Source organism: Pseudomonas putida (assembly GCF_002741075.1).
In the GTDB taxonomy this organism is placed as follows: domain Bacteria; phylum Pseudomonadota; class Gammaproteobacteria; order Pseudomonadales; family Pseudomonadaceae; genus Aquipseudomonas; species Aquipseudomonas putida_T.
On record NZ_CP016634.1, the window covers coordinates 39634 to 60129 of the forward strand.

Genomic DNA, 20496 nt, shown 5'->3' on the forward strand with positions numbered 1-20496 from the left:
TTGCACACAGCCCCAAAAAAAAAGCAGCTCCCGAGAGCTGCTTTTTTCTTACTCCCCCTTTTTGTGCTTGTGGGGTTTCAGGTCCGGATGGTCCTTCTGCTTTTCAGGGGTGACTCGCTGCCTTTTGTCCGGAGTGCCATCTTCATTGGTGCGCTTTGGGCCTGGCTTGATGCTCATGCAAAACTTCCTTTTCCGCTTGGGTTGTTGAATGCAGCTATGTAATTAGTCCAGCTTCTCTCAGCTGTCAAAGCAGGCTGGTGCAGAACCGCCTGGCCGATGATCCGGTCCACATCGAACATTCAGAGGCCAGAATAAGAGCCTCCGACAAAGGGCTTACAAGGGGCAGTGAAATCCAGCGCTGAGCGATACGAAGACGTCTGGACGTTCATCATGCCGAGCACGGTGTGGAACAGGTTGTCGTGGCTCAGCGGTGACGTGGTTTGAGCTTTCAAACAACCCACGTTGACCTTTTCGCTCTTCGCGAGCGAGTCAGACATCCAAAGTACCAACGGCACCTTTGTTTGCTCGTCAGGAGCCATCGCGTAAGGCAGCCCGTGTAGATAGAGCCCACCCTCCCCCAGCGATTCGCCGTGGTCCGAAACGTACATCAGCGCAGTGTCGAACTTGGTGTTGGCCGCCAGGATATCGATGAGATTTGCAGTCACATAATCGTAACCGTCCGGCCAACTCACCTTCCTGACCCCGACGCCAAAGGCGATGGTGTCCACCTAATTTAAGTGGACACCATTTCTAGCCTTTTAAGCGGGTCTTTCCATGCAGTCACAACGCCGTTCCTATTCAAAATCCTTCAAGGCCCAAGTTGTCCAAGAGTGCGCCCAGCCCGGCGCATCGATTGCCAGCGTCGCGCAGAAGCACAGCCTTAACGCGAACCTCGTACATAAATGGATTAGGGTACTCACGAACAAAACTATGGCGCTGCAACCTGCTTTCATTCCAGTGCCCTTGCCGCTAGCCGGAGGACATTCGCAGGCAGCTTCATCAAGTATCTGCATTGAAATCCAGCACCCGCGTGGCACCGTCAAAGTGAACTGGCCGACCGAAAGCGCTGTCGCCTGTGCCACCTTTCTGCGAGACCTGTTGGAATGATTCGGATCGATGCCATCTGGCTTGCCACCGAGCCTATGGACATGCGCGCCGGTACCGAGACCGCGCTGGCCAGGGTGATCGCGGTGTTCGGTGTGGCGAAGCCGCACTGCGCATACCTCTTCGCTAATCGCCGTGCCAACCGAATGAAAGTCTTGGTGCATGACGGTGTGGGCATTTGGCTGGCAGCGCGACGATTGAACCAAGGCAAGTTTCATTGGCCCGGCATCCGTCACGGATCGGAAGTCGAACTCGATAACGAGCAACTTCAAGCCTTGGTACTGGGTTTGCCGTGGCAGCGGGTCGGCGCAGGCAGCGCGATCACAGTGCTTTAGCCCCTGCCATTAGCCCATCGGTTTATCGCTGTTGACGACCTGCTCTGACACAATCAGCGGCATGACTTCCTCGCCCAATCTCGACCAGATGACACCGGAACAGCTGCGCGGCTTGGCCGAACAGGCTATGCAGTTGCTGTCCCAGGTCGACTCCATGAGCCAGAAAATCCAACGCCTCGAAACGGTCAACGAGCAACTGGCTCATGAAATCGCCATCCTCAAGCGACACAAGTTCGCCAAGCGCAGCGAGCAACTGAGCCCCGACCAAGGCAGTCTGCTTGATGATCTGCTCGATACCGATATCGCAGCTATCGAAGCCGAGCTGAAGGCAGCCAATCCGCCGGCCGCACCGGCCGAGCCACGTCATAAGCCCAAGCGTGCACCACTGCCGCCGCAGTTTCCGCGAACCGTGATCCGTCACGAACCAGAGAATACTCAGTGCGTGTGCGGCTGCCAGCTTCAGCGAATCGGCGAAGACGTCAGCGAGAAGCTCGATTACACTCCGGGCGTGTTCACAGTTGAGCGGCATGTGCGTGGAAAATGGACGTGCCGTCAGTGTGAAACACTGATCCAGGCGCCTGTACCGGCCCAAGTGATCGACAAGGGCATCCCGACCGCAGGCCTTTTGGCCCACGTGATGGTGGCGAAGTTCGCCGACCATTTACCGCTGTACCGGCAGGAGAAGATTTTTGGTCGGGCCGGACTGCCCATCGCCCGTTCGACACTGGCGCAATGGATCGGACAGAACGGTGTGCAGCTCCAACCTCTGGTCGATGCGCTGCGTGAGCATGTGTTGGCCCAGGGCGTGATCCACGCCGATGAGACCCCGGTTCAGATGCTCGCACCAGGCGAAAAGAAAACCCACCGCGCTTACGTGTGGGCCTATAGCACCACGCCTTTCTCGGCCCTAAAGGCCGTGGTCTACGACTTCAGCCCCAGCCGTGCCGGCGAACATGCGCGTAACTTCCTGGGCACGTGGAACGGTAAGCTGGTCTGCGATGACTTCGCCGGCTACAAGGCCAGCTTCGAGCTGGGCATCACCGAAATCGGCTGCATGGCCCATGCACGCCGCAAATTCTTCGACCTGCATGCAGCCAATAAAAGCCAGTTGGCGGAGCAGGCGCTTCACTCGATTGGCGGGTTGTATGAAGTCGAGCGACACGCCAAGGAAATGAGCGACGAAGCCCGCTGGCGATTACGTCAGGAAACAGCGGTGCCCATCGCTGAAAAACTGCATGAGTGGATGTTGGCCCAACGCGAACTTGTGCCCGAGGGTTCGGCCACGGCCAAGGCCCTGGATTACAGCCTTAAACGCTGGGTAGCGCTGACGCGCTACCTGGAAGATGGTGCTGTGCCCATCGACAATAACCAGATCGAGAATTTGATCCGGCCGTGGGCGCTTGGGCGCTCGAACTGGTTATTTGCCGGGTCGCTGCGCAGTGGAAAAAGGGCGGCGGCAATCATGAGCCTGATCCAGTCGGCGCGTATGAATGGGCACGATCCGTATGCCTATCTCAAGGATGTACTGATGCGGCTTCCGACACAGCGGGCGAGCGAAATCACGCAATTACTCCCGCAGCATTGGATGCTTGCCTGAGGCAGGCTCTGCATGACCTACGTCAGATACAGGCTTATTCAATGGGTATACCTGCGGGCAAGGCTTTGTTTTCCACCCGTTCTTGTCCGAGCTGGTCTGTGTGCTGAGGGGTGAGTTGGCCAGACGGTTACACATAATCGGTGTAGAGGATTGAGTTGTCGTAGGCATTGACCACCTCCTCCTGCTTACATTTGTCGAGCTCGTTGGTCTCGCACACCGGTGCGAATTTCTTGAATTGCGAGGGGTAGCGCTTGTAGTAGGCCGGGCCGTGACTGCCTTTGTAGTGGAGCACCAGGACAGCATCGCCTTCCTGGCGCTTGATGAAGTCTTGCATCTCCGTGAGCAGCACCCCGTCCTTACACTCCTCGCTGGTGCACAGTTGGGAATCCGCGTGAGAGGCAGCCTTGTGGTTGGGAACCCTGTCGCAGACCCCTTTGCACCCCGAGTTGTTGTCAGTCCACATGACACTGATGCCAGCGCGTTGAAGCACGTCGAGCAGCCCTTCTCGGCTCTTGGCCAAGCCATCTTTGTACTGGGCCTTACCCACGTCCAGGAACATGCATGGCAGCGAGACCGCGGTAGCGGTACCGCAGGAGCTCACGTTCGTGAAGCTAATGACATTTCGCTTTTCTAGTTCCGGATTCGTTTCACGGGAGTAGCCGTTGAGGGAGAAGTTGGCGGAGCGAGCGGTCTCTCCTACTGCCAGTACCAGCAGCCTGGGTTTACGAGCCGCACCCTGTCGATTAACTACCGCATCAGTACCAATGGCCGTCAGCGTTTTAGGTGAGGCCAGCTGACGCTTCAGGTACCCATGGCCAGCCGCAAACAAGTTGGTAGGTACCAGAATCAGCCGGATCTCCCGATTGTTGCGCAGCAAGGAGGCATACGACTGGTACTGACTCAACGCGATGCCAGATAAGGTCAACAGAGCGAGCGACAGAGCAATGAACCTGCTGACCAAAGCTTTGGCCCAAGGCTTGCGCCGGAGGGGAACCCGGGCAATCAGGTAGACGGGCAACACCCCAACCATTGCGACCCAAAGACCGAGCTTCCAATTCAGCAGCTCGGTTGCCTCAGCGACGTCGGTCTCCACAACGTTGGTGAACATTGTGTAATCGATCACGATGCCGTAGGCATTCATGAAGTAACTCGCAAAAGACGCGCTGATCAGTACCAGGCACAGTATGGGTTTGGCCAGCCGCCCCCATGACAGCAAGCTCAGAACGGTAAACACCCATGCGAATACTATGACTGGGAGGCTAGCCGCTAGCTGCCAGTTCACTTCATCGGTTTTGAATACCAGCTTCCAGAGCACGTTCCAGAGCTCAGCGTTCGCGAATAGCAGTAACCAAAAAGTCACCAGGCCGATTAGCAAATTAGTACTGATGCCTTTCTGCCGCGCATTGCGAATAGCAAAGATCCATTTGCTTAACAGGGTGTGAACAATGGATTTGGAAGGTGTCATTATCAAACTCTGGAAGCTGCTTATCCATGGCGGTAGCTATGGAGTTAGCGGGAGCTACAAGGCAAACCGTCGACAGATGCTGAGCGATTGCGCAATGTGCGGAGCGTCAGAGGCCTTAGGCCCCTAGGCGTTGGGGACGCTTAGTATGTGTGAGGCATAGGGATAAAAAGAGAAATGAATCTCGCTGAGCGCATTATTTCCGGGACCTGATAACGACACGATGACCTCGGGATTACAATGCTGACAGAAATCCAATTACTGCTGTTTTGATTGTCATTGATCACGCTATGATCAAAATTAGGGGAATACTACCCACCAAAAGCAATGCTCCGCTCAGCTAGATAAATTTAATTTCACAAACAAAACGGTTTCGTTTTGTCGTAGGCTAATTTTGAACTTTCAATTCAACTTACAAGTCTTTCTCGCGAGCAGAACATAATTTTCAACTTTTGCTCGTTAATATGTCACCCATCAATGAGGGGCGAATACCATGAGCTTTTTCAAAAACATCCTGGGCGGGCACCATGGCCGTGGAAACCACGGTGGAGGCAAGCACCACAGCGGGGGACATGGGGCCGAGCAATATGATCGCCATGGCCGGCAGCAGGGCTGCGACGGCGGTAATCAGGTGTATGACGGCGGGCGCCCTCCCACTCCTGCCCCCATCAAAGATCTGCAGGGCTGCAGGCAGTGCCGGACGGCCAACGATCCGTCAGCACGCTTTTGTCTAAACTGCGGAACACCGCTATCGAGTGGTTGCACCGCCTGCGGCTCGCTGCTGAGTGCAGGAGCAAGATTTTGCAGTCAGTGTGGCCAAGCGACGCTCTAAGGCTAGGTAGACAGGAAGGCCAACGAGACCACAACCCTGCGCAAGGAGAAATACGTGGGTTCAAATCATGACCATGGCAGCGCTGCAGTACGCGAGGGGCATCAGAAGAAGCTAATCATGGCGCTCGGCTTGACTGGCAGCTTCATGATTGCAGAAGTGATCGGTGCGTGGATTACCGGCAGCCTGGCGCTGCTGTCGGACGCATCTCACATGTTCACAGATACTGCCGCCTTGGCGATCTCACTGATTGCACTTCAGATAGCCAAGCGGCCGGCGGATCAGAAAAGAACCTTCGGCTATGCGCGCCTGGAAATTCTGGCTTCGACGTTCAACGCCGTGCTGCTCTTCCTGGTGGCGATGTACATCTTGTATGAGGCCTACCAGCGCTTCTTCATGCCGGCGGAGATCGCTACCGGAGCGATGATGTGGATCGCAATCGCCGGCCTGATCATCAACCTAATTTCGATGCGCCTTCTGGCATCTGCGAGCAACGAAAGCCTCAACGTCAAAGGAGCCTACCTCGAAGTTTGGAGCGACATGCTCGGCTCGCTTGGCGTAATCATCGCGGCACTTATCATCCGCTTCACCGGCTGGACCTGGGTCGACACGATTGTCGCTGTGGCGATCGGCCTTTGGGTTCTGCCGCGGACGTGGCAGTTGCTTCGCGAAAGCCTGGGGATCCTCATGGAGGGTGTCCCGAGGGGGCTCGACGTTACGGCAATCGAGGCCACCATCCTCGGAGTAGATGGCGTGACGGACGTTCATGACTTGCACGTGTGGGCTGTCAGCAGTGGCAGTAACGTGATGACGTCGCACGTAGTGGTTCGGGATTCTGCAGATGGGGATGCTGTGTTGGCGGCCGTCGTGGATGCTGTCAGCGATGCATTCGAAATCCATCACTGCACCATCCAGATCGAGCGGGCAGCTTTCCACGAGAGCGTTCCCTCACCCTCGCACTGACCGATCGGTAAACACCATGCAAACACATCACCCTCCTGGCTGAGGGTGATGTTGCAAAAAAAATGCGGTGAGGGATGCCGTAAACGGCAGGAGCGCTTCAAGGGGGTTGGTGAATGGCTTCGCCTGCCCTCGTCAACAACCTCCAGAAGGCTCAGCGATGGCCTGGATCATCACGAAGTACCTACTCACTGCCGGTATAGTGATTCTCGTGTCAGAGCTGGCGAAACGCAGCGACAAGCTGGGCGGCTTGGTCGCCGCCCTACCCTTGGTCACGGTCGTGACGTTGGTCTGGCTCTATTTAGAGAACCAGAGCATGGAGAAGATCTCCAACCATGCTTGGTACACGTTCTGGTACGTGCTTCCGACCCTGCCGATGTTTATTGCTTTTCCATTGCTGCTACCTAAGCTCGGCTTTTGGCCGACACTGATCAGCAGCATCCTCATCACAATGGCCAGCTTCGGAGGCTTCGCCATACTGCTGCGCCGGTTCGGCATTGAGCTTCTATGATCCGGTGGCCGCAGGGATCATCTTGATGAGTCTTAACGGCTATTAACACACTCGCCCTTCACCAGGTAGCGAACCATGTGCAGTTCGCCTTTCGAGTCTTCGTAGGTCATCATGCTTCTTACATTACCGCAGTACCGCACATTGGGTGATACATACACCAACTTACCAACGTCCAGGTCCATGCCATAGGCGTAGTCTTCTAGTTGAGGCATGGGCTTTTTTACGCGTTGAGCATAATCCGCTGTAGCCTCTCTAGCAGTACGCTCGATGTGTTTATTGATCTCCATACCGCTTTGGGCATTGGCTGTTAGTGATGTAAAGAGCATAAACACGGCGATCGCTGATACAGTAGTGTTCATAAGAAGTCCCTTAATAAAAAAGCGCCCGTAGGGGGGCGCTAAAATTCACCTACCAAAGGAGCGTATGGTTTACAGGTGAATGCACTGGCGCGAACAACTGCTCGGTGCTCTTGCCAAGCTGCTTTGAAATGAGACAATTTCCAAAGCAGCGATGCCTCTTCCGCTGCCCTTAAACTAGCAAAGGAGGCTAACACCAAGATGATCGTGCAATTACAATTTGGACATGTAATAGATTGTAAGATAATTATTCGAGAGAATATCGAGCCGCCACGTGAACTAATTTGCAGAAAGGCGCTGCGGTTTGCGGCCGTGCATGGGGTCTGCCTGCGTGGCGCCCTCGATCCAAGGCCAGTACCAGTCCTTGCAAGCTAACGACCGAAATGCTGCCTGTCCTGGCCGATTCCACCTGCCAGGCGAATCTGTCATACACCGCCGCAGGCCCCAGAATCCGCTATGCTTAGGGGTGGAGCCTGCATGACTGTCAGAAATCTTGCGGCTACATTACAAATTTGTAGGATTTCGCCGCGGCCAGCTTCTTCGCGTTAAGATTCAAGCGTCCTCAGGTGACCCGGCGTATGGACAGAGGTAGCGACTACCACATGCCATACCCTCAGCCAAACTTTCGAACAGCCTGCAACCATAATCTTGGCGGATTAGGCCAACTCCTTCCTCACACCTTGAGATAAGTTATGCGCGTTCTAGTTGTGGAAGACGAAATTAAAACTGCCGAATATCTTCAGCAGGGCCTATCCGAAAGCGGGTATGTCGTAGATATCGTGCACAACGGTGTAGATGCTCTGCACTTGTTCAACACTAATGTCTATTCGTTGGTCCTCCTGGACGTGAACCTCCCGGGTATCGACGGCTGGGACCTGCTGGAAACCATCCGTAAGACCAGCCGGGTCCGCATCATCATGCTGACCGCCCGCGGACGCATCAATGACAAGCTCAAGGGCTTGGACGGCGGCGCGGATGACTACCTTGTGAAGCCATTCGAATTCCCTGAGCTGCTTGCTCGCATCCGTTCGCTGCAACGCCGTGGTGATGAGTTAGTCGAGAAGAGCTCGCTGAAAATTGCCGATCTGGAACTCGACTCCGTCCGCCATCGCGTCTTCCGCGGTGGCACACGCATCGATCTCACCACCAAGGAATTTGCGCTTCTGCACCTGCTCATGAGCCGAACGGGCGAAGCGCTGACTCGCTCTCAGATCATCTCGTTGGTCTGGGATATGAATTTCGATTGCGACACCAATGTCATCGATGTAGCCATCCGGCGCTTGCGCTCGAAGATCGATGACCCGTTTGAAACCAAGCTCATTCACACGCTTCGTGGCGTTGGGTACGTTTTTGAGGAACGCGCATGAGGCCATTCAGCCTGGCTGCAAAGCTGGGGTTAAAAGTTGGGTTGATGAGCGCAGCGTTGCTGCTTCTGTTCGCCACCTTTGGCTATCTGATGGTAGGCAAGGCTCTGGAAAGAAATGCCAGAGCAGACCTGGAAGTAAAGATGGCGGGGATGGCTCACAACCTGTCCACCATCCCGGACATCTCCGGCGTCAACGCGGATGCGCATCAGCTTGTCGATTTGGTCATGGGCCACAACAACCTGTATGTGAGCATATTCGATACCTCACAGAATCAGACTCCCCTGCTCTCGATTGGCTCGAAACAGGTCAATCTGGAGGTGCACAAGTTTCAGCCGGCGGCCCAGCCCAAAGAGCACGAATGGCGTGATACGCAGGACCGTCCTCTGCTGAGTGCTTCTCGAATCATGCGTTTGGGCGATGGAACAGAGGTCAGCGTCTATATGACCATGGACCAGTCATCCAGTGAGGCGCTGCTCGATGCGTTGCTGACCTGGGCCTTGATGATGTCCCCCGTCATCCTCGCACTGATCTTGGCCATTGGCTGGTGGACTGTGCGCAGAGGCCTGCTACCACTGACCAAGTTCCTCAAGATCGCCTCGAAAATCTCAACCGAGAGCCTCGACCATCGCCTTCCAACTGATGGGATGCCGGCAGAACTCAAAATGCTCGCCGACGGCATCAACATCATGCTGGCTCGCCTGGATGATGGGGTTCAGCAGCTCTCGCAGTTTTCTGACGACCTTGCTCACGAACTTCGAGCACCGCTTTCCAACCTGATGGGCAAGGCCCAGGTTGCCTTGACCAGAGAACGATCGCTTTCCGAGTACCGGGAGGTTCTGGAGTCGTGCACAGAAGAGCTGGACCGCATGAGCCGCATGGTTTCCGACATGCTGTTCTTGGCCCAGGTCAGTCATCCAGCATCAATGGTGGAGTTCGAATCCGTCTCCTTGGTCGACGAGGTTCAGCGAGTGTGCGATCTCTTCAGCATTTCAGCAGAAGAAGGCGAGATTCAGCTGCAGATCTCCGGCAGTGATGACGTGGTGCGCGGGAATCGCCTGATGGTTCAACGTGCCGTCTCGAATCTGGTCTCGAACGCGATCCGTTACTGCCCTCGCGGCCGCACGGTCTACGTTAAGGTGCAGCATAGTGCGAGCGGTACGACGTTGAGTGTCGGCAACCCCGGCCGTGGTATTGCCAAGGAACACCACGCGCACTTGTTTGAGCGGTTCTACCGTGTGGACAAGAGCCGAGCACGGAGCGAAGGCGGTACCGGTCTTGGCTTGGCCATTGTGCAGTCGATCATGAGTCTGCACCAGGGATCGGCGAGCGTGGAGGTGACCGAAGAAAACTTCACCTGGTTCCACCTTCACTTTCCGGAAGCCCAGCAAATGCAGCCGGCAATGACCGCCGCTTAAATTGCGCAGACACGATTAGGCCCGTCAATCGACGGGCCTTTTGTTTGCCTCAATGCATCAGTGCCGAAGGACCACAGGGTCCATGGGCGACCGCAGAATCACCGACTTAATAATCTTCTGTTCGTCAGGATTGGCGTTTTTCCACAGGTGTGAGAAGTACTGAGCATTCACTTTCTCTTGAGCACTTACGCTGCCGGCGGCATCGATCAGGCGCATGGTCGAGTAGACACAGATCAGCGCCAGAATGAAGAACGCCGTGGCGACCACCATCACATAACGCTTGGCCAGCACCGGTGCCCGCTTGAGCTCCTGGATAGAGGCGTCCGCCGCCTTTGTCGCTGCTGTAAGCTCCGAGATCAGTGGCTGGATGGCGGTGTCGACTCCGCGGCATGCAGCTGAATACGCTGATGCAGCGGCGCGCAAGGCAACCTCCTCCGCGTTCGACCAAGCCTTCTCCGCCTTTCGCACCTCCTCCTGAATCTGCCGGCCGACAGCGTCCACCTGCTCCACCAGTTCGTTCGACCTCTCCAAAACAGCGCTGGAGGTGCGCGTCTGCGAGGTCAGCTCATCGAGCTGGACAGTGAGTTTTTCAGTGCAGCGGCGAAAGTCACCGATAGCAACTGCCCAGGGCTCTATGTCATTCATGGCTATCTCCTAGGGCGGCCAACAACGCCGCGCTGAATTAACGCGCTAGATATCAAAATTGTAATTTAAGAGAAAATTCGAAGTCGCCCTCGACAGTGCCGAGATAGACATGATCCTTCCAGATTTGAAGATTTAACGCATCCTATCTGCAGCCAAAATTACGGAATTGTAATTATTGACTCACCTTGTCGTTAGCTTCGCGTTCCTAAACTACAAACCAACAAAGGCCGCTAATCAGGTTGGCCTAGTATGAGCCGAGGTTCACAATGAAATTTGTCAAATCTATCGCTATTGGCAGCCTGCTGCTGGGTCTCATGGGTACCGCTTACGCTGAAGGCGGCTTCGAGCGAACGAAACAGTTCAACGAGAACTTCCGAACCGAACAGGCTCGCCTATGGAGCGATGACTCTTCGGACCAGAACAAACAACAAGTCGCTCAAGAGCAAAAGAAAGAAAGCAAGGATGGTAAGGAACAAGCCGACAATTAATCGGCGGTTAAATAGGACTTCAAATGACGAAAGAAATCGACAAAAAAGCCAGGGTAAAACCTGGCTTTTTTGTGCTTGGAATTTAGCCTTCGTTCTTGCGAGGCGTTTCCGCATTGCTTTCTCCGGCCAGACCCTCGGCACCTTGTGCGGGGCGTTTCCAATGGCACAGCAGGAGCTGGCTGGCGTTCGCTTCGGTGATCGATGTGCAAGCTAGATCAGCGGGCAGACCATCCTTGCTGTCTCGCAAGCGCCTGGACAGATAGAACGAGCCATCCCGCGGCCACTTGGCAGGATCCTTGATGTTCTCGGACTTCCCGCTGCTGTAAAACTCCGACGAGTATGAGCGGCGGCCAGGATAGATCAGGGGAGCGGAATGAGCAGACTGCACATTGAGCCAGGCTTGAACCACATCCCGCTGATTCTGAGGGCGCTCCTCTAGTACCCCGGCGTAGATGATGCCCGCACCGATGATTGGCAACACCAATGCGCTCGCAGCGGCAGCCCAGGTGGTCTTCGGGCCAACTTCGCTGACCCGTGCAGACAGCAGCAATGCCCACGCTGGCAGCGCGGGTAGCAGGTAGGTCCACAGAATGTTGCCTGCAAATGTGAAGAAGACCGGTGTCGCCAAGGCCCACAGCCAGAGGTAGGCTTTGAAGCGCTGCATCGATCCACGCTTGCGGATCAACAGTGGTAGAAACAAGGCCCATGGCAGTAGCGACAATCCGAGCTGGATCCAGATGCTGCCGTACGGCTTGGCATGAGCACTACCATAGAGGTCCCCTGCCCAGTTACTGACGACGTAGCGGCTCCAGTGCTCACCAACGAAGAAGTACTCCATGAAGCCGGGCGTTTTCATCTCGGCCGCGACATACCATGGCACGGATATACCGAACATAAGTACAAGGCCGCTAATCCAGGGAAGCCTCAGTACCCGTCCCCATTCCTTGTAGATAACGAACCAGGCGAATGCCGGCGCCCCCATAAGCACCAGGGTCAGCGGCCCTTTGGCAAGCAAGCCCAGCCCGAGACCTGCGAACATCAGGTAGGCATCCGCCTTGCTGGCGCACTTCATCCAACGCCAGAAACCGTAGCTGGCCAGCAGAATCGAGAACGACAAAACAGGGTCAGTCAGCACAACACCGCTGGAGACCAGGCCAAGTGTGGTGCTGGAAAAAATAATGGCAGCCCAGATGCCGGCGTTACGAGAAATCTGCTGCGTGCCGAGTTTGATGATGATGAAACAGCTTGCCAGGTGGAGTAGCCACGCTGGGAAGCGCGCAGCGAACTCGTTAACGCCGAAGACCGTCATGCTCGCGGCCTGGGTCCAGAAGGACAACGGAGGCTTGCCCCAGAACGGTACCCCGTAGTCGAACATGGGCGTGATCCAGTCATTCAACTCGACCATCTTGCGAGCCATTTCAGCGTAACGGGCCTCAGATGTGTCCATCAGCGGGTAGATGCCCAGCCCCACCAAACGCAATAGCAAAATCGAACCCAGGACCCACCACAGCGTCCTCTCGTTCTTCAGGTTCAGCATTTCTTACCCTCGATCGAAGCCATCGAAGGGTGGAGTGACACGGGATCTGCCTTGTTGCTGTGCTTCAGGAAATAGAGAGGCCGGCGCTTCACTTCCGCGAGTGTCACGCCCAGGTACTCCCCCACCATGGCGACACCGACGCACATGAATGAAGCCATTCCGACGATCAGGTGATGGATGTCGAAACTGCCTGCCACAAGCGACGCAAGCATGTAGCAGATGCTGGAGACGAAAAGACCGAAACTGATGAGGCTGAAAATGCGCAGTGGTTTGCGAGAGAAGCTGACGATGCTCTCGATGGCCAGATTGAACAGGCCAGCTGCATTCCATTTGGTGCTCCCGGCATGGCGAACAGTGCGATTGTAGGGCAGTTCGATGGTACGAAAGCCTACCCAGCCGATCATGCCTTTGAGAATCCTGGAGCGTTCATCCAGGGCCCGCAGGGCTGCCAGCGGCGCAGGCCCAATCAATCGGAAATCGCTGACATCGGCCGGCATGTCCACCTTCTCCACCAGGCGCTGCATGACCCAGTAGTAAGCCCGGGCACTCATGCGCTTGAACCACGAATCACCGATTCTCAGGTTGCGCTGCATGTTCACCACGTCGTAGCCGCGTTGCCAGTAGTCCACCATGGCCGCGATGAGCTCTGGTGGATCCTGCAGGTCGACATCAATGAAGATCAGCGCACTGCCACGGGCATGGTCTATCCCGGCGCTCAGTGCAGCCTCTTTGCCGAAGTTGCGACTCAGGGACAGGCAACGTACAGATGACCCATCCTGATAGTGGCGAAGAATGTCGGCCGTCCGGTCATTACTGCCGTCGTCGACATAGAGGATTTCGCAGGAGACGGGTAAGCGCTTCACCACGCGGGTGATTCGCTGGTGGAACTCGGGGATGGTTTCCTCTTCCTGGAAGCAAGGGACCACGATGGTTAACAAGGGATCAGGGCGCTCGGGAAAGCGATGTAATGTCTGCATGATTGAATGTCCAAAAACGATGTGCAATGAATCCAAGTGCAGTGAGGCTTAAGGTCACTACGACTTGGGAGATGAGCGGTGACAGATTCGACTTGATGAGGAACCACATACCCACGCCATTGCCGAAGTTTGTGGTTAACGCGACCAGTGCAAACCTGACAGGCTGAAACTTACGAGAGCCATCTGCCACAAAACAGAGCGCCCTATTTCCAATGAAGCTCGCGATTGCGCCAACCATGCCGCCACAGATACTGGCCAGTAACGGAGTAACGAATTCTGTCGTAACCAGCAATAGGAACACCGCATAATGGACTCCCGTTGCTATGAAGCCGATCCCCAGATAACGAATCAGTAAGGTAGTAAGAGGTGGGGTTTGATTTTCCATGCCCAAAGCCTATGGAGGCAAAGGTGAAAAAATAGTGAACTAAATGTAAATGCGTAATTAGCCGAATCTATATATGGTAAGTAACAAGTCGGCGCACTAGGCTAGCACGCTACAATATCAGAGGGATTGCCTGAAAATTACGCTTTCGAAATAAAAGCCTTCCGATAACGCATGCATGACCCGTGGATTACAATGTTGACAAGATAAGGAAACACCGGGTGGCATTGAGATAGATTCCCCGAATTAAGGGGGACCTAATGGTTACACAAAATGAAACATATACAAGCACCGTTGTTCCTTACAGCCCTGACATATTGGATGATTTGCCAATTGATGATCAGCTGGCCGTAGAGTTTTTCGCAACAGCACGTTGTGCCAGTTTCAAACAGGCTGCCCGAGGGCTCAATGTGCCAGTGGTAGGCCTGCGGAAACGCTTGGAGAAACTGGAAGAGCACATTGGTGCTCCCGTGTTTGTCTACAAACACAACAAGCTTGCCCTGACCCGCACAGGCGAGAGGGTCAGCCATTACCTGTGCCAGCTCTTCGGCCCAGACGGCCTTGGCAAGTCCGGTGAAAAGGAAGTCCCCAGGCTTACCATCGCGATCACAGAGCCAGTGCTGAACGACATCGTAAACCGCGATCTAGTCGCCTACGTGCGTGATCATGCCGAAATGCAGCTGGAAATCCATTCAGAATGCACAACGCAGATGCTTTCTGAGTGTGAAGTCGATGTGGGTATCGCTTTGGTGAGCCCAGATGATAAAGGCGCGCTTGATCGCCATCCTACGTATAGGTTTGAACGGCTTGGCCGGATTGGGCACGCCCTGTTCATTTCCAGCCGCTATTCAAGAAGCGTCACCCTTCCAGTGGAGAGCTTGGATTTGCACAACTTCATGCTCGTTGTCCCTTGGGATGAAGAGATCTTGGCGGGCTCACGAAAGTGGGCATCGATAATGGCTGAGCATCAGGGCGGTACCACTCGGGTCAAGAGCTACAACCTATCACGAGGCCTTGTCGTTGGCGGTGCGTGTATTGGAGTGCTGCCCGACTACAGCCGAAAACTGGAGAGAAATATCCTACCCGTGCCGGGTTTCCTGGACGACCTGGAGGAGAAAGATGTCTATCTTGTTATCAAAACGAAGCTTGTCCGCAATCCGCAGGTTTTGGAAATTCGAAGATTGATCAAGAAGAGCTTCTTTGATAAGAAGGACTGGCTTGTTCGGTAACAGTTTTGTTAGGTTTGAAACTCCTCCGTTAACACTACAGAAACACAACTGTCATATTCGCTTGCAACCTAGTCAGAGTGCTTAGAACAAAGGCATCTTGTTACAGCAGGTGACAACCGTGGCCTGCTCCCATCTGCAAGATAAATTTAGGCCGGCGCAGGGCGAAATATAACGTCGGTAGCTAAGCACTTAACATACGAGAGGCAAGCAATGATCCGTTCTTCGAACATGCGGGAAAAGCTGTTGGCTGCCGCAATAATAGGCACATTTTCCTCGCAAGCATTCTCCGGAACAGTAACCACTGACGGAGCTGACATCGTTCTGAAGACCAAGGGCGGTCTTGAAGTATCGACTTCTGACAAGGAATTCAGTTTCAAACTGGGCGGCCGAGTTCAGGCCGACTACGGCCGTTTCGATGGTGTCTTCACCAAGAATGGCGATACCGCTGACGCAGGCTACTTCCGTCGCGCCTACCTTGAGCTCGGTGGCGTGCTGTACCGCGACTGGAAGTATCAGCTCAACTACGACCTTTCCCGCAACACGGGCAACGACTCCGACGGCTACTTCGACGAAGCCAGCCTGACCTACACGGGTTTCAAGCCGGTGCAACTGCGCTTTGGCCGTTTCTACACCGACTTCGGTCTTGAGAAAGCCACCAGTTCGAAGTGGACCACCGCCATGGAGCGGAACCTCTCGTACGACCTGGCGGACTGGATCAACGACAACGCCGGCATGGGTGTTCAAGCCACCAGCACCATCGCTGACATGGCTTATGTTTCCGGTAGCGTTTTCAGCGAAACCAATAACAACTCGGATGGCGACAGCACCAAGCGCTACAACGTACGTGGCGTGTTCGCACCGCTGCACAGTGATGGCAACGTCCTGCACGTCGGTGCTCAGTACGCTTACCGCGACCTCAAAAACAGTGCGGTCGATACCCGGATTCGTTCGCGTCTGGGCGTCCGCGGTGTAGATACCAATGGCGGCGGCGATGCCGGCACCAACGGCAACCGCATGCTGTTTGGCGGTGCTGCTGCACAAGATGGCCTGTGGAAGGACGACTCGGTCTGGGGTCTCGAAGGTGCCTGGGCCACCGGCCCGTTCTCGGTTCAAGCGGAATACCTTCGCCGCAAGCTGAAAGCTGACCAGGCCAACAACGACATGAAGGCCTCCGGTTACTACGCCCAGATGGCTTACACCCTGACCGGCGAGCCGCGTATCTACAAGCTCGATGGTGCCAAGTTCGACACTATCAAACCAGAGAACAAGGAACTGGGGGCCTGGGAAGTCTTCTACCGCTTTGACGATATCAAGGTCGAAGACGGCAACCTGGTCACCGCGGCGGACCAATCGAACGAGCGCAAGGCCAAGAGCCACACGGTGGGTGTGAACTGGTACGTCAACGAGGCGGTGAAAGTCAGTGCCAACTACATCAACGTGCGCACCGACAACAACGAGAACACCGTGGGCGACGACAGCGGCAATGCCATCGTGACCCGCCTGCAATACGTCTTCTGATCCCTCTCATCAGTCTGACGTGAGAAAGCCGGAAGCGCTCAACGTGCTTCCGGCTTTCCTGTTTCTGGAGGTGATCAAGCATGGAGCGCCCTCCTCCTACCTGCTTTCGCTTACCGATGACCGCTCTTGCCAAAGCTCGGCGAATCTGATGTGATTGCCGCGTCGGGCTTTGCATGGTGGCCGTGCAAGCAAATCAAACCTGACTCCTATTCATGATTGAACCTGATTCGACGTCCAGCTTCGCGTCTAACGGCCCTACAAGCGCAGCTACCCCAACGTCGCTCATTAGGGGATAGTCATGTCTGCAAAAAAGCTGCTTCAACCTCTCGCTGCTCAGCTGCACGCCTCGTTCTCGGCTTCTGGCCGCCCGTACTCTCATCTGCACCTCCACCAGCTGTTCCACGCGGCCATCGGCTCCGTTGCACCGCAAGTTGCCATCCAAGACAAGCTGCCAATTCAGGTCTGTCGTGACAACGAGACACGGCAGTACAACCTCTACGCGGCGGTCGAGCGGGCGAAAACGTGCTTAGGATTGACCGATCTTCAAGCAGTCGGTGTGGCTGAAGAAGTCATTGAGGTGCTACGAACTGCGGGAATCGGCGTGAACCAGGTTCGCCTGCTCCTTGACCCCTCCTTCAGCTCGAAGACTCGCAAAAAGGCCTTCAAGGCTCTCTGCAAGAACCTGGATCTGAACGAGCTAGGCGATCGCTTCGTCCCCAAGACTGCCACGTTGGCCATCGCTGCTGGTATTGCGCCGCCTCCCAAAATGTCGTGGAAGGATCGCTTCGCCCTGGCTGCAAATTCCCCCATGCGGGGGCCAAGCGAGCTCATCAGCATGGTCAACCGGGATGAGTGTTATCTGTGGGTATTCCCACCGACTGACCATCATGCGACGGCTCCAGCGACGCATGACCGTTTCTTTGGTGAAAAGACCCACCCGAGCGCAGAAATGGGCATGGGGTTCAGCATCATCGATTCCGGCTGGACCCGCCCCAAGTACCCGCTATCCAGGCAGTCACAAGAGACCTTCATCCAGTATTCGCTTTCTGCGCCGATGTGGTCCTGGCGCGCACAAAGTGACACCTGGCGCCTGGGAAACATCCTGCGTTCAAGAATCCTTGACGGGGCTCCTTGGCATAACGAGCCTCTGAGTGACGTGCTTCCGAGCGGCCTTAAATCCCTGCCCCGGATCTATGGGTGCGAAACCTGCCGAACGCTGTTCATTGAGAATCACAGCGACTACCCGGATGTACCCACTCAGTGCCAATGCGGTGAGGCGAGCAGCACGGGTGACCAAAACGAGTCATCTGCTCTCAATAGCTGATTTTCCTTACGGTGGCGGGCTGAGCCCCCCGTTAGGGATTGGCTATGGGAGCGGGATTCGCTCACCCCAAACCTGAAGGCGCCGCCACCTAACCGAGCGATATGAGCTGAATGCTCGCGGAGTAGATATGCAAAAGAGTAAAAACAAACAGGACACCCTGGCGGCGATCAATGCGCTTGTCGAGATTGCGTATGATCAGGGATTTGCGGACGGACACGGAGTCGGCAATCAAGTCGGTTTCGTAGCCGGTGTCATGAGCCTCAAAGCTGCATTGGCCTGCGGCTTACGGCATGGCTCACCTGAGTGCGGAAAGGCCCTTGAAAGCCTCAAGCGCATCGGGATCGACGAGTGAGAGAAAAGTACGGGTCGTGCGCTGATCGCGCACGACCCGTACTTCTACTTCAGGTCATTTCCCTGCTTAGCTTCATGATTGAAGCTCAGGGATCAGGTGCTTCTGCGGTAGGCCAACAGGCGCAAGGCGTTGAAGACGACCAACAGTGTGGAGCCCTCATGGATCGCAACAGCGGCACCAATGCTCAAGCCCATGATGGTGGACGGAACCAGGATGGCCACAATCCCCAAGCTGACGAACAGATTCTGGTGGATGATCGATCGCGTGTGACGGCTCAGCCCCACCGCAAATGGGAGTTGCCTGATGTCGTCAGCCATAAGCGCGATATCAGCCGTTTCCAGGGCAACATCAGATCCAGCAGCCCCCATTGCGATACCAACGCTCGAACTGGCCATGGCAGGGGCATCATTGACGCCGTCACCCACCATGGCCACCTTGGCGCTAAGGCGCAGGTTTTTGATGGCCTTGACCTTGTCTTCCGGCATCAGGTCTCCCCACGCTTCATCTAAGCCAACTTGTTTGGCTACAGCCTCTGCAACGCGGTTGTGGTCTCCAGAAATCATGACCATGCGTTCGATGCCCATCTCTCTAAGCTTCTGGAGTGCCTCTTTGGCCCCCTCCCGGGGTGTGTCCAATAGCCCGATAGCGCCCAGATCCTTGTCAGCACGCCGTACCACCATGGTGGTACGGCCTGACTGACGTAGACGCTCCGCAGCCTCCAGGGCTGCCTTGCTGAGTGCGGGAATACCATTGGTACCGAACATCTCGACCTTGCCAATCCAGACGAACTGCCCATCAAGCTCAGCACGCACGCCGCGGCCAATCATGTTGCTCATGTTCTTGGCTTGGAATCGGCGCCGTGTGCCAATCATCTCTTCACCGTCACGCACAATTGCCGCAGCCAGCGGATGGTCGCTCATCGACTCCACAGCGATGGCGACGTTTAGCAGATCCTCGATCTGCGTGCCGCCTATGGGTATTACATCGGTGATACGTGGGCGCCCTTCGGTCAGGGTACCGGTCTTGTCGAATGCCATGGCATTCAATGATCCAAGCTCTTCAAGTGGCGCACCGCCCTTGATCAGCACGCCACCTCGGGCTGCCCTGGCGATGCCAGAGAGAATGGCGCTTGGTGTAGCGATCGCGAGCGCGCAGGGGCTGGCTGCAACCAGTACGGCCATCGCCCGGTAGAACGAGTCACGGAACGGCTCGTCAAGGAAAATGCCGGCAAATAGCAGCCCGACTACCAGCAGTAAAACCAACGGGACGAATATGCGTTGGAAGCGGTCCGTGAATCGCTGGGTCGGTGACTTCCTGACTTCGGCTTCACTGACCATCTTGATGACCCGCGCCAAGGTACTCTCCGTAGAGCGCCGTGTTACCTCAACCTCGATGAGCGTTTCGCCATTGATGGTACCGGCGAAGACTTTCGAGGCTGCATCCACTGCATCTGGCTTGCTGCGTGCGAGTTCGGCATCAGGAACAGGTTGCTTGTCCACGGGGACGCTCTCACCGGTTACTGGCGCCTGGTTGATACTTGAGGAGCCTACGACTACAAAACCATCGGCCGGCAGGCGGTCATTGGGGCGCACGATGACAACGTCACCGGGAACCAGCAGCTCCACGGGCATCTCCACCGTGCCATTTGCTCTGCGTACGATCGCGGTGGCTGGTGCGAGCTTGGACAGTGCCTCAATCGCTTTCTTGGCCCGCCCCATCGCGTAGCTTTCAAGGGAATGCCCCAGACTGAACAGGAACAGCAGCAGAGCCCCCTCCGCCCAGGCGCCGATGCTCGCGGCACCGACTGCGGCGAGAAGCATCAGCGAGTCGATCTCGAAGCGTTTCTGACGGATGTTGGTAACCGCTTCCTTAGTGGTGAACCATCCACCGAACACGTAGGCCGACACGTACAGAATCAGAGGCAGACGATCAATCAGGCCAAGTTTTCCTGCGAGAGCTCCGGCACCCAGGAGAGCACCACAGATCAGCGCGAAAATCAGCTCTGTGTTCATTCCAAAAATGCCGCCATGCTCATGGCTATGACCTTCATGCCCCGCTTGGTCATCAGGGCGTTCAAGCAAACTCTTCATAACTCGTCCCTTCTGGGG

Annotated in this window: 20 protein-coding genes and 2 pseudogenes; 13 read left to right on the forward strand and 9 right to left on the reverse strand. The window is 55.6% G+C overall.

Annotated elements, in window-relative coordinates; genetic code table 11:
- Positions 1-48: 48 nt before the first annotated feature.
- Both IEC33019_RS27955 and IEC33019_RS00520 read right to left on the reverse strand, forming a co-directional pair.
- Positions 49-177: a hypothetical protein gene (locus tag IEC33019_RS27955; protein WP_003253468.1), complete on the reverse strand. Its 129-nt coding sequence runs from the start codon at positions 175-177 to the stop codon at positions 49-51.
- 122 nt (positions 178-299) lie between these two features.
- Positions 300-626, reverse strand: a pseudogene (locus tag IEC33019_RS00520) (sulfatase-like hydrolase/transferase); the annotation flags it as partial.
- Positions 627-774: 148 nt separating this feature from the next.
- On the opposite strand from IEC33019_RS00520, the gene tnpA reads away from it, so the two are divergent.
- The 3 genes from tnpA (at position 775) to tnpC (ending at position 3036) form a co-directional block, all read left to right on the forward strand.
- Positions 775-1107, forward strand: a complete 333-nt coding sequence (tnpA, locus tag IEC33019_RS27240) for an IS66-like element accessory protein TnpA (protein ID WP_009684096.1) — start codon at positions 775-777, stop codon at positions 1105-1107.
- The gene (tnpB, locus tag IEC33019_RS27690; RefSeq protein ID WP_009684097.1) at positions 1104-1439 is read left to right on the forward strand and encodes an IS66 family insertion sequence element accessory protein TnpB; all 336 of its coding nucleotides are present in this window, start codon (positions 1104-1106) and stop codon (positions 1437-1439) included. The genes tnpA and tnpB overlap by 4 nt, the downstream gene beginning before the upstream one ends.
- Before the next feature lie 61 nt (positions 1440-1500).
- Complete coding sequence (tnpC, locus tag IEC33019_RS00535; protein ID WP_099592754.1) at positions 1501-3036, forward strand: IS66 family transposase; 1536 nt, start codon at positions 1501-1503, stop codon at positions 3034-3036.
- A gap of 130 nt (positions 3037-3166) precedes the next feature.
- Here tnpC and IEC33019_RS00540 read toward each other — a convergent pair.
- A pseudogene (locus IEC33019_RS00540) lies at positions 3167-4501 on the reverse strand (phosphoethanolamine transferase); the annotation flags it as partial.
- A gap of 490 nt (positions 4502-4991) precedes the next feature.
- Between IEC33019_RS00540 and IEC33019_RS00545 the strand changes: the two are divergent.
- The 3 genes from IEC33019_RS00545 to IEC33019_RS00555 all read left to right on the forward strand — a co-directional run bounded on the left by IEC33019_RS00545 (position 4992) and on the right by IEC33019_RS00555 (position 6798).
- Positions 4992-5330, forward strand: coding sequence for a zinc ribbon domain-containing protein (locus IEC33019_RS00545; RefSeq protein WP_079732563.1), 339 nt, complete (start codon positions 4992-4994; stop codon positions 5328-5330).
- Positions 5331-5384: 54 nt separating this feature from the next.
- On the forward strand, positions 5385-6290 hold the full coding sequence (locus tag IEC33019_RS00550) for a cation diffusion facilitator family transporter (RefSeq protein ID WP_010951438.1): 906 nt from the start codon (positions 5385-5387) through the stop codon (positions 6288-6290).
- A 157-nt stretch (positions 6291-6447) separates the two neighbouring features.
- Positions 6448-6798 (forward strand): DUF3147 family protein, encoded by a 351-nt coding sequence (locus tag IEC33019_RS00555; RefSeq protein WP_011953105.1) that lies wholly within the window; start codon positions 6448-6450, stop codon positions 6796-6798.
- A gap of 32 nt (positions 6799-6830) precedes the next feature.
- On the opposite strand, the gene IEC33019_RS00560 is transcribed toward IEC33019_RS00555, so the two are convergent.
- Positions 6831-7157, reverse strand: coding sequence for a DUF2790 domain-containing protein (locus IEC33019_RS00560; protein WP_010951440.1), 327 nt, complete (start codon positions 7155-7157; stop codon positions 6831-6833).
- Positions 7158-7846: 689 nt separating this feature from the next.
- Here IEC33019_RS00560 and IEC33019_RS00565 point away from each other — a divergent pair.
- Complete coding sequence (locus IEC33019_RS00565; protein WP_003253457.1) at positions 7847-8521, forward strand: heavy metal response regulator transcription factor; 675 nt, start codon at positions 7847-7849, stop codon at positions 8519-8521.
- Positions 8518-9936 (forward strand): heavy metal sensor histidine kinase, encoded by a 1419-nt coding sequence (locus tag IEC33019_RS00570; RefSeq protein WP_010951441.1) that lies wholly within the window; start codon positions 8518-8520, stop codon positions 9934-9936. Before IEC33019_RS00565 ends, IEC33019_RS00570 begins: the two co-directional genes overlap by 4 nt.
- Positions 9937-9993: 57 nt before the next feature.
- Here IEC33019_RS00570 and IEC33019_RS00575 read toward each other — a convergent pair whose 3' ends face one another.
- On the reverse strand, positions 9994-10581 hold the full coding sequence (locus tag IEC33019_RS00575; RefSeq protein WP_010951442.1) for a hypothetical protein: 588 nt from the start codon (positions 10579-10581) through the stop codon (positions 9994-9996).
- A 266-nt stretch (positions 10582-10847) separates the two neighbouring features.
- Between IEC33019_RS00575 and IEC33019_RS00580 the strand changes: the two genes are divergently transcribed.
- Positions 10848-11069: a hypothetical protein gene (locus IEC33019_RS00580; RefSeq protein ID WP_010951443.1), complete on the forward strand. Its 222-nt coding sequence runs from the start codon at positions 10848-10850 to the stop codon at positions 11067-11069.
- A gap of 82 nt (positions 11070-11151) precedes the next feature.
- Here IEC33019_RS00580 and IEC33019_RS00585 read toward each other — a convergent pair whose 3' ends face one another.
- From IEC33019_RS00585 to IEC33019_RS00595, 3 genes are read right to left on the reverse strand one after another with little or no spacing between them, the layout of a single operon-like run.
- Positions 11152-12606, reverse strand: coding sequence for a phospholipid carrier-dependent glycosyltransferase (locus tag IEC33019_RS00585; protein WP_010951444.1), 1455 nt, complete (start codon positions 12604-12606; stop codon positions 11152-11154).
- Positions 12600-13583, reverse strand: a complete 984-nt coding sequence (locus tag IEC33019_RS00590) for a glycosyltransferase family 2 protein (protein WP_010951445.1) — start codon at positions 13581-13583, stop codon at positions 12600-12602. The genes IEC33019_RS00585 and IEC33019_RS00590 overlap by 7 nt, the downstream gene beginning before the upstream one ends.
- Positions 13549-13968, reverse strand: coding sequence for a GtrA family protein (locus IEC33019_RS00595; protein ID WP_010951446.1), 420 nt, complete (start codon positions 13966-13968; stop codon positions 13549-13551). Before IEC33019_RS00595 ends, IEC33019_RS00590 begins: the two co-directional genes overlap by 35 nt.
- A 257-nt stretch (positions 13969-14225) precedes the next feature.
- Between IEC33019_RS00595 and IEC33019_RS00600 the strand changes: the two genes are divergently transcribed.
- From IEC33019_RS00600 to IEC33019_RS00615, 4 genes are all read left to right on the forward strand, one after another.
- Positions 14226-15194, forward strand: a complete 969-nt coding sequence (locus IEC33019_RS00600) for a LysR family transcriptional regulator (protein ID WP_010951447.1) — start codon at positions 14226-14228, stop codon at positions 15192-15194.
- A 210-nt stretch (positions 15195-15404) separates the two neighbouring features.
- On the forward strand, positions 15405-16712 hold the full coding sequence (locus IEC33019_RS00605) for an OprO/OprP family phosphate-selective porin (RefSeq protein ID WP_009395904.1): 1308 nt from the start codon (positions 15405-15407) through the stop codon (positions 16710-16712).
- A 298-nt stretch (positions 16713-17010) separates the two neighbouring features.
- A complete protein-coding gene (locus IEC33019_RS00610; RefSeq protein WP_011953109.1) occupies positions 17011-18036 on the forward strand; it encodes a hypothetical protein in 1026 nt (341 codons plus the stop codon).
- A 127-nt stretch (positions 18037-18163) separates the two neighbouring features.
- Complete coding sequence (locus IEC33019_RS00615) at positions 18164-18388, forward strand: hypothetical protein (RefSeq protein WP_010951451.1); 225 nt, start codon at positions 18164-18166, stop codon at positions 18386-18388.
- A gap of 92 nt (positions 18389-18480) precedes the next feature.
- Here IEC33019_RS00615 and IEC33019_RS00620 read toward each other — a convergent pair whose 3' ends face one another.
- Positions 18481-20478 (reverse strand): heavy metal translocating P-type ATPase, encoded by a 1998-nt coding sequence (locus IEC33019_RS00620; protein ID WP_010951452.1) that lies wholly within the window; start codon positions 20476-20478, stop codon positions 18481-18483.
- Between the last annotated feature and the right edge of the window lie 18 nt (positions 20479-20496).